General features: G+C 70.1%; 12 protein-coding genes. 7 read left to right on the top strand and 5 right to left on the bottom strand.

Annotated elements, in window-relative coordinates:
* Positions 1 to 4 precede the first annotated feature (4 nt).
* Positions 5 to 1183 carry a DUF418 domain-containing protein gene (locus tag JOD67_RS09705; RefSeq protein WP_205117099.1) on the top strand — a complete coding sequence of 393 codons (1179 nt, stop codon included), beginning with the start codon at positions 5 to 7 and terminating at the stop codon, positions 1181 to 1183.
* On the opposite strand, the gene JOD67_RS09710 is transcribed toward JOD67_RS09705, so the two are convergent.
* Positions 1153 to 2595, bottom strand: coding sequence for an MFS transporter (locus JOD67_RS09710; protein ID WP_205117100.1), 1443 nt, complete (start codon positions 2593 to 2595; stop codon positions 1153 to 1155). The genes JOD67_RS09705 and JOD67_RS09710 overlap by 31 nt on opposite strands.
* A 100-nt stretch (positions 2596 to 2695) precedes the next feature.
* Here JOD67_RS09710 and JOD67_RS09715 point away from each other — a divergent pair, with 100 nt between their 5' ends.
* Both JOD67_RS09715 and JOD67_RS09720 read left to right on the top strand, forming a co-directional pair.
* Positions 2696 to 3589 (top strand): helix-turn-helix transcriptional regulator, encoded by an 894-nt coding sequence (locus JOD67_RS09715; protein ID WP_205117101.1) that lies wholly within the window; start codon positions 2696 to 2698, stop codon positions 3587 to 3589.
* 57 nt (positions 3590 to 3646) lie between these two features.
* A complete protein-coding gene (locus JOD67_RS09720; protein WP_205117102.1) occupies positions 3647 to 4660 on the top strand; it encodes an aldo/keto reductase in 1014 nt (337 codons plus the stop codon).
* 203 nt (positions 4661 to 4863) lie between these two features.
* Here the strand turns inward: JOD67_RS09720 and JOD67_RS09725 are convergent, their stop codons facing one another.
* Entirely contained in the window at positions 4864 to 5424 is a 561-nt protein-coding gene (locus JOD67_RS09725) for a TetR/AcrR family transcriptional regulator (RefSeq protein WP_205117103.1), read from the bottom strand.
* Positions 5425 to 5511: 87 nt separating this feature from the next.
* Here JOD67_RS09725 and JOD67_RS09730 point away from each other — a divergent pair, with 87 nt between their 5' ends.
* Positions 5512 to 6324 (top strand): NAD-dependent epimerase/dehydratase family protein, encoded by an 813-nt coding sequence (locus tag JOD67_RS09730; protein WP_205117104.1) that lies wholly within the window; start codon positions 5512 to 5514, stop codon positions 6322 to 6324.
* Positions 6325 to 6479: 155 nt separating this feature from the next.
* Here the strand turns inward: JOD67_RS09730 and JOD67_RS09735 are convergent, their stop codons facing one another.
* Positions 6480 to 7124 carry a YesL family protein gene (locus tag JOD67_RS09735; RefSeq protein WP_205117105.1) on the bottom strand — a complete coding sequence of 215 codons (645 nt, stop codon included), beginning with the start codon at positions 7122 to 7124 and terminating at the stop codon, positions 6480 to 6482.
* A gap of 115 nt (positions 7125 to 7239) precedes the next feature.
* Here JOD67_RS09735 and JOD67_RS09740 point away from each other — a divergent pair, with 115 nt between their 5' ends.
* Together JOD67_RS09740 and JOD67_RS09745 are read left to right on the top strand one after the other, a co-directional pair.
* Entirely contained in the window at positions 7240 to 8022 is a 783-nt protein-coding gene (locus JOD67_RS09740) for a cyclase family protein (protein ID WP_205117106.1), read from the top strand.
* A complete protein-coding gene (locus tag JOD67_RS09745; RefSeq protein WP_205117107.1) occupies positions 8022 to 9623 on the top strand; it encodes a thiamine pyrophosphate-binding protein in 1602 nt (533 codons plus the stop codon). The genes JOD67_RS09740 and JOD67_RS09745 overlap by 1 nt, the downstream gene beginning before the upstream one ends.
* An 8-nt stretch (positions 9624 to 9631) precedes the next feature.
* Here JOD67_RS09745 and JOD67_RS09750 read toward each other — a convergent pair whose 3' ends face one another.
* Together JOD67_RS09750 and JOD67_RS09755 are read right to left on the bottom strand one after the other, a co-directional pair.
* A complete protein-coding gene (locus JOD67_RS09750) occupies positions 9632 to 10456 on the bottom strand; it encodes a phosphoenolpyruvate hydrolase family protein (RefSeq protein ID WP_239553787.1) in 825 nt (274 codons plus the stop codon).
* Positions 10453 to 11676: a Tm-1-like ATP-binding domain-containing protein gene (locus tag JOD67_RS09755; RefSeq protein ID WP_205117108.1), complete on the bottom strand. Its 1224-nt coding sequence runs from the start codon at positions 11674 to 11676 to the stop codon at positions 10453 to 10455. The genes JOD67_RS09750 and JOD67_RS09755 overlap by 4 nt, the downstream gene beginning before the upstream one ends.
* Before the next feature lie 478 nt (positions 11677 to 12154).
* Between JOD67_RS09755 and JOD67_RS09760 the strand changes: the two genes are divergently transcribed.
* Positions 12155 to 12571, top strand: a complete 417-nt coding sequence (locus JOD67_RS09760; protein ID WP_205117109.1) for a MerR family transcriptional regulator — start codon at positions 12155 to 12157, stop codon at positions 12569 to 12571.
* Positions 12572 to 12605: the final 34 nt, after the last annotated feature.

Raw genomic sequence — 12605 nt, forward strand, 5'->3', positions numbered from 1 at the left:
CACCATGGCGACATCGCTTCAGACACCTGTGCCCTCAGCCGGCACCGCCACCACCGGGCGGGCCCTGGCTCCCGACCTCGCCCGCGGCGGCATGCTCCTCGCGATCGCGTTCGCCCACGCGCCGCTGTTCGTGACGAACGTCGACCGCGGACCGGCCTGGCTGAACGACTTCATCACCTCGTTCCACATGCTGTTCGTCAACAACCACGCGCGCCCGATGTTCGCGTTCCTGTTCGGGTACGCGCTGGTCCAGCTGATGAATCGTCAACTGGCCAAGGGTAACGACTGGGTCCCGACGCGAAAGCTGCTGCGCCGCCGAGGCTTCTGGTTGATCGCGATCGGCTTCGTGCACCTCGCGATCCTCGTCCCGATCGACATCCTCGCCGCGTACGGACTGTCCGCCGTTCTGCTCGTCGGATTCCTGCGCGCCAAGGACTCCACGTTGTTGTGGGTGGCCGGCGTCGCGCTCGTGCCCGCGACGTTCTCGGTGGGCTGGATCACCTGGTTCGCCCTGAACGAGGGCGCCTCGACGTACGCCAAGGGCAGCGTCGCCGCGGGCTCGGCAGGATTCGTGGAGCTGTTCGTCTCACGGGTCATGGTGTTCCCTCCTTCCCTGATCGCCGGTGTCATCCTGGTCATCCCCGGCGTCCTGCTCGGCATGTGGGCGGCGCGACGCCGCGTGCTCGACGAGCCGGAGCGGCACCGTTCGTTCCTCGTCCGGGCGACCATCGTCACCGGTGCCGTCTCGCTCGCGGGCTCGCTGCCGCTCGTCCTGGTGGACCTCGGGATCTGGAGCCCGACCGGAATCGCCTTGTGGGTCGTGGCATTCGTCCAGCCGCTCACCGGCTACTTCGGCGGGATGGCCCTGGCCGGTGCCATCGCCCTGGTCGCGATCGCGGCCGCCCGGCGGCAAGGCCGCCTGACGACCGCGATCCAGGCGCTCGGTCAGCGCTCGATGAGCCTGTACCTGTTCCAGTCCGTCGTGTACGTCGCGGTGTTCTTCCCGTACGGGTTGGGACTTCAGGACGACCTCGGCATGGCCGGAGCCACTGGCGTCGCGCTCGCGACGTGGGTCGCCTCGATCCTCCTCGCCGAGCTGATGCGCAAGGCGAACTACCGAGGCCCTGCGGAGATTCTCCTGCGCAGGTTGGCCTATCGCGATCGGCGTACGGTCGCGAAGTAGGCGAACGCCGCGGTCGCCAACCCCAGCACTGCTTCGGCCGCGAGCACCGCGACGGTCGCCGTCTTCCAGCCCGGCGCGCCGACCGGACCCGAAGCGAACTGGAAGAACAGCAAGCCCAGCAGGCCGACTCCGACCGCGAAGCCGGCCTGCTGGGTCGTTGCCAGCACGCCGCTCGCGAAGCCGGCCCGGTCGACCGGGATCTGCGCCAGCACGGCACCGATGATCGGCACCATCGCCAGACCCTGGCCGAGGCCGAGCGGCACCAACGTCGGCGCGAGCGTCAGCCAGCTGAGCTCCCCGTACCCGAGCAACGCCTGCACCGTCACGGCCGCGAATGTGACCGCCGTGAGCAGCGCGCCGGCGACGATCGCGCGACCGCCGTATCGCGCGACCAGACGGGGAGCGGCGAGCGACGCGATGAGGAAGCCCACGGCGTACGGACCCAACGCGCCCGCCGCGGACAACGCGGTGAAACCCAGCCCGTCCTGCAAGGACAAACCGATGGTCAGGAAGAAGCCGCCGACGCCGACGCAGAACATCAGCAACGTCGCCAGCCCGCGCCGGAACGCGACCAGTTCGAACAGTGACGGCGGCAGCAACGGATGTCCGCCACGCCGCTCCCGCCCGCGCTGATCCAGCACGAACCACACACCGACGAACGGCATCGCGACGAGCGCGACGACGCACCACAAGGGCCAGCCGGCGCCCGGACCCACCGACAGCGGAACGAGCAAGAGCGCGAGCGTCAGCGTCAACAACAACGCGCCTCGACCGTCGACCGGACGCGCGACGCCGCGAGTCTCCGGTACGAACCGCACGGCCATGAGCGCGACGAGCAGACCGAGCACCGCGTACAGCTCGAAAACAGCGCGCCAGCCGAACGCCTCGTCCAGCGCCACCGCGCCGCCGCCGAGCATTTGGCCAAGCACACAAGCAAGTCCGATAGCAGCGCCGTAGTAGCCCAGCGCGCGTTGCCGGTGCTCGCCGGTGAAGATCGCCTGCACGGACCCGAGCACCTGCGGTGCCATCAGACCCGCCGCGATGCCCTGGACCAGCCGCCCAATCGCGAGCGTCCAGCCGTCGAACGCGAACCCGCAGGCGGCCGAGGCGAGCGCGAACGCGATCGCGCCGATCGCGAAGAGCCGCCGCCGTCCGAACCGGTCGCCGAGCCGGCCGCCGGCGACGAGCGTCGCCGCGTACGTGACGCTGTAGGCGGCGGTGATGAGCTGCAGCATCGCGTTGTTCGTCTGCAGCGAGTGCCCGATCGCGGGCAAGGCTATGTTGACAACGAAGAAGTTGGAGACTGCCATGAAGGTGCCGAGCAGGATCACCGGCAGCGCCAGCCAGGGCGCCGCGCGATCCAGGCTCGTCGCTGAGGTCTGGGCCGTTGCCAGACTTGGAGTCGAGGTCACCTCGCCACGATCTGTCGCGTCATAGCCTGGTACCAGAGCGTACTTATCCTGGTATTTCTGCTACCTGGCACCCGGACCGCATGCGCGTCATGCTGGAAGCATGACGATGTGGGAGTCCCGTCACGAGGAGATCGCGGCGTTCCTGCGGTCGCGACGGGAACGGCTGCGTCCGGAGGTCGTCGGCCTGCCCGGCGGCGGCCGGCGACGTACGCCTGGCCTGCGCCGCGAGGAGGTCGCGCAGCTCGCCGGCGTCGGGGTGACCTGGTACACGTGGCTCGAGCAGGGCCGGCAGGTGAACGCGTCGCTGTCGGTGCTCGGGGCGATCTCGCGCGCGCTGCAACTCGATCCGAACGAGGAGGCGCACCTGCTCAACCTGGCCGGGTTGGCTACCCGTTCGCGGGGGACCCGGCGCCAGGCGCCGCTCGACCCCGCCGTGCGACGCGTCGTCGATGCGCTCGCGCCGATGCCGGCCTGCGTGATCTCGCCCTGCGCGACGGTGGTGGCGTCGAACGAGTCCTCGCTCAAGCTGCTTGGCGACATCACGGTGCTGCCGCCGGAGCGGCGCAACACGCTCTGGCTGTTCTTCACCGAGCCGTACTGGCAGAAGCTCATGATCGACTGGGAACGCGAGGCCTCGTTGTCGATCGCGCTGTTCCGCGGCGCGATGGCGGAGCACGCCGGCGAGCCACAGTGGGAGGAGATCGTCGACGAGTTGTCGGAAGTTTCGGAGGACTTCCGAAAGCAGTGGGCGGCGCACAACGTGGCGGTGCCGACCAGCCGGGTGAAGTCGTTCCTGCATCCCGAGGTCGGGTTGGTGCGGCTGATGACGACGCCGTTCTGGCTCGCGCCGATGACGGGGACCCGGCTGATCTCGTACGCGCCGCTCGACGAGGAGTCGGAGGCGGCGATGGATCGGCTGCTGCGTTCGTCCGAGCCGCAGTTCTCCGACTGGTCTCCCACCGCACGTGGCCTGCAGCTGGAACCCAGTAGGTAACCGCTTTCCGGTACTCTTCGCGGTGTTACCGCCTGAGTCTTTCGCGAAGGGATGCGCATGCCATTGACGAGTCTGCCCACTGTTCGGTTCGGCCGTACCGGCATGGACATCACCCGCGTCGGGTTCGGCGCCTGGGCGATCGGCGGAGGGGACTGGTCGTTCGCCTGGGGCGACCAGGACGACAACGAGTCGATCGCCGCGATCCGGCACGCGGTCGAGGCCGGCGTGAACTGGGTCGACACCGCCGCGGTGTACGGGCTCGGGCACTCCGAGGAGGTCGTCCGCCGTGCCCTGGAGCCGTTCTCCGACGCTGACCGCCCGTACGTCTTCACCAAGTGTGGCCTGGTGTGGGACGAGTCGGACCGGCAGAAGACGGCCGCGCGGATCGGTGCGGCGGACAGCCTGCGGCGCGACACCGAGGCGTCGTTGCGGCGGCTCGGCGTGGAGCAGATCGACCTGATGCAGCTGCACTGGCCTTCGCAGGACGGGACGCCGCTGGAGGAGTACTGGCAGACGCTGCTGGACCTGAAGGCGGAGGGGAAGTTCCGGGCCGTTGGCCTGTCGAACCACAACGCGGACCAGCTGGAGCTCGCGGAGAAGGTCGGGCACGTGGACACGCTGCAGCCGCCGTTCTCCGCGATCCGGCGCGAGGTCGGCGAGAAGGAACTGCCGTGGTGCGCGTCGCACGAGACGGGGGTGATCGTCTACAGCCCCATGCAGGCAGGGCTGCTGACCGGGCGCTTCTCGGCGGAGCGCGTGGCGTCGCTCCCGGCGAACGACTGGCGATCGCGGCACGCCGAGTTCACCGGCGACAAGCTCCAGGCCAACCTGACGCTGGCGGCCGCGTTCGGCCCGGTGGCTGAGCGGCACGGCGTGTCCGTGCCCGCGGCCGCGGTCGGCTGGGTGCTCGCCTGGCCGGGCGTCACGGGCGCGATCGTCGGGGCACGGAACGCCGAGCAGGTGGACGGCTGGATCTCGGCTGCCGCGTTGGAGCTGACCGCGGCGGACGTGGACGAGATCGCGGCGGCCATCGGCGCGACCGGCGCCGGTGCGGGACCCGCTCGCCCCTGAGCGCTCCGGTCGTTTGGATGAAGGGCACCTTCATCCAAACCTCCTCGAGCGAGGGGACCCTCCGCCCTTCGCGAAACTGTGGGGTTCTGGTTGCGACACGCTGGCGTGTCGCGACCAGAACCCCACAGTTTGATGGGACCTGGTGGATGGGCCGGGCTATTGGATGAAGGTGTCCTTCATCCAAACGGGCCGCGTGCCGGAACCTAGCGCCCAACCTCATCGAGGAGGGCTCGCGCGCGGTCTCGGCCGCCTTTGATGCGGCCGGCCAGGGACAGGACGATGAGGCCGTGGGTTTGGGCCCAGAAGAGGTCGGTGGCGTCGTCGAGGTCGGCGTGAGCTGGTGAGGCCGCGGCGACAGCCTCGCGGAGGAGGTCGAAGCAGCGGCGGGCGGGTTCGGGGGTCTCGGGGGTGCCGAACGGGATGTCGACGAGGTTGTGCATGAGCAGGTAGAGCCGCGGGTGGGCGTTCGCGAAGTCCCACAGCGCGCCGGCGGCCGCGCGCTTGGTCGGGCCGGCCTCGGCGAGCTGGCTGGCGAGCCGCTCGAACCCCTCGGTGAGGACGCCGACCAGGAGCTCGCGCTTGCTGGCGAAGTACTCGTACACGACCGGCGCGGTGTAGCCCACGCGCTCCGCCACCTGGCGCATCGTCACCGGCTCGTAGCCGCCGGCCTGCTCGGCCAGCTCGCGCGCGGCGGTCAGGATGTCGGCCCGCAGCTGGGAGCGGGCGGCGGCGCGTTGGTGGTCATCGCCCTTGATCCGTGGCATCTCGTTCCGTCCCGTCGATTTCTACCAAGAGTAGACAACCGTGCTACGGTCGAAATCTAACGTTGGTAGAAATCAGGGAGCGGAGTCATGCGCGTACTTGTCACAGGCGTGGCCGGAACGGTCGGCAGCGCGGTCGCGGGGGCGTTGGAACGGCACGGCCACACCGTCGTCGGCGTGGACCGGATGCGGGCCGACCTGTTCGATCCGGCCGCGCTCGCCCCGCTGCTCGAGGGCGTGGACGGCGCGGTGCACGCGGCGTCGAGCAACGACGCGCGGGCGGGCGAGCTGGACCGGACCGTGCTGTCGACTGTCTTCGACGCGTTCGCGGGGAGCGACCGGCCGGTCGTCTACACGAGCGGGCTGTGGCTGCACGGCGACACCGGTGCCGAGCCCGCGACCGAGGACTCGCCGCTCGCGCCGCCGCTGGTGGTGTCGTGGCGACCCGAGCTGGACAAGCTGGTCGGCGCGGCCGTCGACCGCGGCGTACGGACGGTGCGGATCCGGCCGGCGCTCGTGTACGGGTACGGGCGGGGCTATCCGGCCGCGCTCCTCACGCCCAACGACGCGGTGGTGCGCTACCTCGGCGAGGGGACGAACCGGTGGGCGACCGTTCATGCCGACGACCTCGGCGACCTGTACGTCCGCGCGCTGGAGGCTGCGCCCGCCGGCTCGGTATACCTGGGCGGGGCGGCGGACCGGTCGGAGCAGGTGCGAGACATCGCCGCTGCTGTCGCCACGAGGGCGGGAGCGCGCGTCGAGAGCTGGGATCCGGCCGAGGCTGAGCAGGTGTGGGGTCCGATGGTCGAGGCGCTCCTGCTCGACCAGGTGGCCTCGGGCGAACGGGCCGCGCGCGACCTGGGCTGGCGCCCGACCCGCCCGTCGATCCTCGAAGGTCTCTAGGCCGGGGTTTGGTGTGTCGGGGGTTGCTGGCGGATGGGCGCCGATGCCGCTTTACCTGGCGAGTGGGTGCTCTACGTGGGGTGTATCCCACGTAGAGCGGCAAATGATCATGTAAACATGATCATTTGCCGTCGCTGGGGAGCGTGACGGGCGGGCTAGGCCGTCGCCGGCTCTGCGGCCTCTTGGCGCGCGGCGTACTTGGCGAACGCGCGCTTGGTCAGGATCGTGATGACATACGCGGCCAGCCCGGCGGTGACCGGCAGCGAGGCGGGCGCGAAGTAGATCGCGACGACCGCGAGGGCGAAGACGCCGAGGCCGAGCAGCGTGGTGCCGACGTATCCCGCGGCGAACAGGGCGGAGTTGCGCAGGGTCCGCCGCCACGGGGAGGGGTACGTCGTCATCACCGGGAACAGGAACACCATCATGCCGGCGAGCCCGATGGTGAGCACGACGGCGACCACGAGCACGACGGTCCGCAGCGGCGCGTTCTCCGCACGGAAGCCGAACGTGACGTCGACCGCGAGGATGACCGCGACCACCTCGAGGATCACGCCGATCCCGAGCGCCTGCCAGAAGTGCTTCTTGAAGGCGCCCCAGAACGTCGACCACACCGGCGGCGGGCCGTCGAGGGTCCAGCTCGTCATCACGGCGTACATCGCGGTCGTCGCTGGGACGATCGTGATGATCGGGATGCAGGCGAGCGCCCACAGCAGCCCCGCCACGCCGATGGCGAGGATCGCCTCGAACGGTCGCGTCAAGCGGTTCATCCGGTCCCTTCCCACGTGCACGTCCTTGCGCACCATCCTCTCCTTGGCGTCAACCGGGCCATTGCGGGGTGGCTGGTTGACGCCTAGTTTCGGGATCTCGCCGTAACTCTCGCCGCAACTTCCGCCGCAACGTCCGCTGGAGGTCCGCATGACCGGTCCGTCGCCCTTGTCCGTTCTCGTCGCGGCGCTGGCCGACGGATCCGTCGAGGTGGTGGACCTGACCTCGCCGCTGTCCGCGTCGACGCCGGTGATCCAGCTGCCGCCGGAGTTCGGGCAGACGGCGCCGTTCGCGCTGGCGGAGATCAGCCGGTACGACGACCGCGGACCCGCCTGGTACTGGAACAACTTCACCAGCGGTGAGCACACCGGCACGCACTTCGACGCGCCGAACCACTGGGTCACCGGCAAGGATCTCGCCGACGTGGCATCGGTTCCAGCCAGCCGGCTGATCGCGCCGGCCGTCGTGCTCGACTTCACCGCCGAGGTCGCGAAGGACCCCGACTTCCTCGTCGATGTCGACCACATCCGGACGTGGGAGGCGGCGAACGTCCCGCTTCCTGCCGGCGGTTGGTTGCTGGTGCGTACGGGCTGGGACGCGCGTTCCAGTTCGCAGGAGGAGTTCCTCAACGCCGACGAGACCGGGCCGCACACGCCGGGGATGTCGCCGGAGTGCGCCCGGTGGGTCGCACAGGAGTCGCCGGTGCTCGGGCTCGGCGTCGAGACGGTGGGTACGGACGCGGGGCGGGCGCACTCGTTCGATCCGCCGTTCCCGTGCCACTCGTACCTGATGGGCAGTGACAAGTACGGGTTGACGCAGCTGCAGAACCTCTCGAAGCTGCCGCCGACGGGTGCCGTGGTCATCGCGGGACCGCTGCCGATCGTCAACGGGTCCGGGTCGCCGGCGCGGGTGCTGGCGCTGGTCGAGCGCTGATGGACGTCGCGTCGGCCGTGGGTCGTGCCCTGGTCGCGGCGGGCGTCCGGCAGGTGTTCGGCGTGATCGGGTCGGGCAACTTCCACGTGACGAACGCGATGGTGGCCGCTGGCGCGCGCTTCGTGGCGGCACGGCACGAGGGTGGCGCGGCGACGATGGCCGACGCGTATGCGCGGATGAGTGGCACGGTTGCGGCGCTGTCGGTCCACCAGGGTTGCGGGTTGACGAACGCGATGACCGGGATCGCGGAGGCGGCGAAGAGCCGTACGCCGCTGGTCGTCGTGGCGGCGGAAGTTTCGGAGCCGAAGTCGAACTTCTACGTCGACCAGTCGGCGCTCGCCGTCGCGGTGGGTGCGGTGCCGGTGCGGGTCACGTCGGCGGAGTCGGCCGTCGAAGCGGTGGCGCTGGCCGTCCGGGAGCGGCGAACGGTGCTGCTGAACCTGCCGCTTCGCGAACAGGCGTTGGAAGTTCCGGCCGCTGAGCCGGTTGTTCCAGGTGTTCCGGAACGGGTCCCGCAAGTTCCGGACGACGCCGAGCTGGCCGCGCTCGTACGGCTGCTGCAAGACGCCGAGCGCCCGGTGTTCGTCGCCGGCAGGGGAGCGCGCCGGGCTCGGCACGCCCTCGAGCGGTTGGCCGAAAGTTGCGGCGCTCTGCTCGCGACGTCGGCCGTCGCGCACGGATTGTTCCACGACAACCCGTGGTCGCTGGGCATCTCGGGCGGCTTCGCGTCGCCTCGTACGGCCGAGCTCATCCGCGGCGCCGACCTCATCGTCGGCTGGGGCTGCGCACTGAACATGTGGACGATGCGGCACGGTCAGCTGATCGGCCCCGACGCGAACGTGGTGCAGGTCGACGACGAAACTTCCGCGCTCGGGGCGCATCGCGAGGTGGCGCTGGGCGTCACCGGCGACGTCGCGCTCACTGCCGAGAAGGCCTACGAAACCTTCGGCGACGCGACGCCGGGCTATCGGATGGTCGAGGTCGGGAGCGTGCGGTGGCGGGACGTGCCGTTCGCCGACACGAGTACGACGGAGCGGATCGACCCACGGACATTGAGCATCGCGCTCGACGACCTGCTCCCAGCCGAGCGCGTGGTGGCCGTCGACTCCGGAAATTTCATGGGTTTTCCGAGCGCGTACCTGTCGGTGCCCGACGAGAACGGCTTCTGCTTCACCCAGGCGTTCCAGTCGATCGGCCTGGGTCTCGCGACCGCGATCGGCGCCGCGTTGGCGCAGCCGGACCGCCTCCCCGTCGCGGCGGTGGGCGACGGCGGGCTGTTGATGAGCGCCGCGGAGCTCGACACCGTACGAAGGCTCGGCCGGCCGATGGTGGTGGTCGCCTACAACGACGAGGCGTACGGCGCGGAGGTGCACCATTTCGGGCCGGGCGGGCACCCGCTCGACACCGTGACCTTCCCGCCCACCGACCTCGCTGCCGTCGGGCGCGGCTACGGGTTCGAGTCCGTGACCGTACGCACGGTCGACGACCTCGGCGCGGTCAAGACCTGGCTGGACGGCAATCGCTCAGCCCCGCTGCTCGTGGACGCGAAGATCGTCCAAGCCCCGTCCTGGTGGCTCGAAGAAGCCTTCCGCGGCCACTGAGCCCGGCGCTACAGCTCGACGAACGCACGCACCTGCTCGGTGATCGCGCGCTCGACGGGGAGGCGTTCCATCGACGATGCGCCGTAGAAGCCGTGCACGCCCTTGGCCCGTTCGAGCACGTACTTCGCGTCCGCCGGCTCGGCGACGGGACCGCCGTGACAGATCACGAGCACGTCGTCGCGTACCCCGCGCGCCGCCGCCGACCAGGCGGTGGCGAGCTCGACGCAGTCGTCGAGGGTACGGGCGGTCTCGGCGCCGATCGCGCCGCCGGTGGTGAGGCCGAAGTGGCAGACGATGATGTCGGCGCCGGCCTCGGTCATCGCGACCGCTTCGTCCTCGGAGAACACGTACGGCGTGGTCAGCAGGTCGTGCGCGCGGGACCTCCTGATCAGGTCGACCTCGTGCGCGTAGCCCATGCCGGTCTCTTCGAGGTTCGCGCGGAACGTGCCGTCGATGAGGCCGACGGTCGGGAAGTTCTGCACGCCGGAGAAGCCGAGCCGCTTCAGCTCCGGCAGGAACACGTCCGGGTCGTAGAACGGGTCCGTGCCGTTCACTCCGGCGAGAACCGGCGTGTGCTTGACGACCGGGAGCACCTCGCTCGCCATCTCGACGACGATCTCGTTCGCGTTCCCGTACGCGAGCAGGCCGGCGAGCGACCCGCGGCCGGCCATCCGGTAGCGGCCGGAGTTGTAGAGCACGATGAGGTCGATGCCGCCGGCCTCCTCGCACTTGGCGGACAGCCCGGTGCCGGCACCTCCCCCGACGATGGGTCTTCCAGTGGCGACTTTCTCCTTCAGGCGTTGGAGAATCTCGGCTCGTTCGATGCGGCTCATGCGGTGACTCCTGCGGTGACGTACTCGTGCAGTCTGTCGGCCATCGCGATGGCGAACTGCGGGTCGTTGATGGCGAGGTCGAGCTCTATCAGCTCCACCTTGTCACGGTCGAGGTTCGCGCGGATCGCGTCGAACAGCGCGTCGTCGGCCGCCTTGTCGTAGAACGGGCCGCCCTCGGTGGCGATCGCGGAGACACCGGCCAACGGCAGGAAGACGGTGGCCTTGCCAGTGGTCGTGGACACGCGGGTCGCGAGGCGCTTGCCCAGCTCAGCGCACTCCTCGGGGGTGGTGCGCATGAGCGTGACGCTCGGGTTGTGGACGTAGAGGTTGCGACCCTCGAACTCCGCCGGGACGGTCTCGCGCGGCCCGAAGTTGACCATGTCGAGCGCGCCGACCGAGACGACCTGCGGGATTCCCCTGCTGGCAGCGGCGGTGAGCCGTTCGGGTCCGGCGGAGAAGACGCCGCCGACGAGCTCGTCGGCCAGCTCGGTGGTGGTGAGGTCGAGAACGCCGGCCAGCCAGCCGTCGTTGGCGAGCGACTCGAGCGTGCGGCCGCCGACGCCGGTCATATGGAAGACGAGGACCTCGTAGTCGAGCGTTTCCAGGTGCGCCTTGGCGGTGGTGACGGCGGGGGTGGTGACGCCGAACATGCTGGCGGCGAGGAGCTGGCGGTCGTCGTTCGTCTGCGGCGCGGGCGTCGACACCATGCCGGCGATGGCGGCCGCGGCGTTCGCGAGGATCCGCGCCGAGAGCCGGTTGACGCCGGCGACGTCGGTGATGCTGGGCATGAGCACGAGGTCGGTCTCGCCGACGTACGCGCGGGTATCGCCGGACGCGGCGGTGGAGACGATCAGCTTGGGCATGCCGAGTGGCAGTTGCCGGAACGCCTGGGCGGCGATCGACGTACCGCCCGTGCCGCCGAGTGCGAGGGCGCCGTCGATCTTGCCGTCTCGGTCGAGTTGCTGGAGGACCTTGGCGGCTCCGTTCGCCATCGCGGTGACGGCCCTGCCCCGGTCGTTCGCGTCGGCGAGCTGCCAGACGTCCTCGCCGGCCTGCTTGGCGACCTCCCGCCGGGTGATGTCGGCCGCGAACCCCGGCTCGCCGAGCACTCCGGTGTCGACGACGATCGTGTCGACGCCGGCCTGATGCAGCCGGTCGCGGACGAACTCGTACTCGGTGCCCTTCGTGTCGAGCGTGCCGACGAGTGCGACGGTGGGCATGCGGGCTCCCTTCGTTCTCGGCGATCCTTCCCGCGTTGCGAGGCCGTTGGCTATAGCCAATTGAAAGGGAGAGGACTCCCTCAGCCCACAGGCTCGGCGGCGTCGGCTTCCGGGGGCCGAGGACGACCCCTCCGGCCGAAGGCCGCCTCGTCGCCGCAGGGCCACTCGACGCCGCCGAGCACCGCGATCCCGATGCGCGGGAGGCCGGCCACGGCCGACCGCTGCGAGCGGTCGCCATGAGCGCAGCCAATTGAAAGGGAGAGGACTCCCTCAGCCCACAGGCTCGGCGGCGTCGGCTTCCGGGGGCCGAGGACGACCCCTCCGGCCGAAGGCCGCCTCGTCGCCGCAGGGCCACCCGACGCCGCCGAGCACCGCGATCCCGATGCGCGGGAGGCCGGCCACGGCCGACCGCTGCGAGCGGTCGCCATGAGCGCAGCCAATTGACCTGGAGTGGACTCCAGGTCGTACGGTCGGGAGCATGACGGCTGGACTCGCGATCGCGGAAGCCTCGGCTCGGACGGGGCTGTCGATCGACACGCTTCGCTACTACGAGAAGGCCGGCCTCGTCGAGCCGCCGCCGCGGGACGCGGGTGGCCGGCGGGTGTACTCGGCCAACGATGTCGAGTGGCTGATCTTCGTGACCAGGCTGCGGTCGACGGGCATGCCGGTCCGGCGCATCCAGGAGTACGCCGCCCTACGCGCCGGCGGTACGGCGACCGCCCGCGCCCGCAAGGAGATCCTGCTCGAGCACCGCTCGGTGATCCGCTCCCAGCTCGAGGCGCTGACCGAGAACCTGGAGAACCTGGACTACAAGATCGCCCACTACGAGACCATCGAGCGCCAGCTCGACGAGCTCGACGCGACGGGCCGGTTCGAGTGCGTGCCACCGAGCTGACGATGGCGGCCGCAGTCCGATGACGGACAATGGA

The sequence above is a fragment of the Tenggerimyces flavus genome (genome assembly GCF_016907715.1).
GTDB classification, from domain to species: Bacteria; Actinomycetota; Actinomycetes; order Propionibacteriales; family Actinopolymorphaceae; genus Tenggerimyces; species Tenggerimyces flavus.

Excerpts from the sequence above, each read along its gene's own strand:
- JOD67_RS09705 (WP_205117099.1), top strand. The coding sequence starts at position 5 with ATGGCGACATCGCTTCAGACACCTGTGCCCTCAGCCGGCACCGCCACC.
- JOD67_RS09715 (WP_205117101.1), top strand. The coding sequence starts at position 2,696 with ATGACGATGTGGGAGTCCCGTCACGAGGAGATCGCGGCGTTCCTGCGG.
- JOD67_RS09720 (WP_205117102.1), top strand. The coding sequence starts at position 3,647 with ATGCCATTGACGAGTCTGCCCACTGTTCGGTTCGGCCGTACCGGCATG.
- JOD67_RS09725 (WP_205117103.1), bottom strand. The coding sequence starts at position 5,424 with ATGCCACGGATCAAGGGCGATGACCACCAACGCGCCGCCGCCCGCTCC.
- JOD67_RS09730 (WP_205117104.1), top strand. The coding sequence starts at position 5,512 with ATGCGCGTACTTGTCACAGGCGTGGCCGGAACGGTCGGCAGCGCGGTC.
- JOD67_RS09740 (WP_205117106.1), top strand. The coding sequence starts at position 7,240 with ATGACCGGTCCGTCGCCCTTGTCCGTTCTCGTCGCGGCGCTGGCCGAC.
- JOD67_RS09745 (WP_205117107.1), top strand. The coding sequence starts at position 8,022 with ATGGACGTCGCGTCGGCCGTGGGTCGTGCCCTGGTCGCGGCGGGCGTC.
- JOD67_RS09750 (WP_239553787.1), bottom strand. The coding sequence starts at position 10,456 with ATGAGCCGCATCGAACGAGCCGAGATTCTCCAACGCCTGAAGGAGAAA.
- JOD67_RS09755 (WP_205117108.1), bottom strand. The coding sequence starts at position 11,676 with ATGCCCACCGTCGCACTCGTCGGCACGCTCGACACGAAGGGCACCGAG.
- JOD67_RS09760 (WP_205117109.1), top strand. The coding sequence starts at position 12,155 with ATGACGGCTGGACTCGCGATCGCGGAAGCCTCGGCTCGGACGGGGCTG.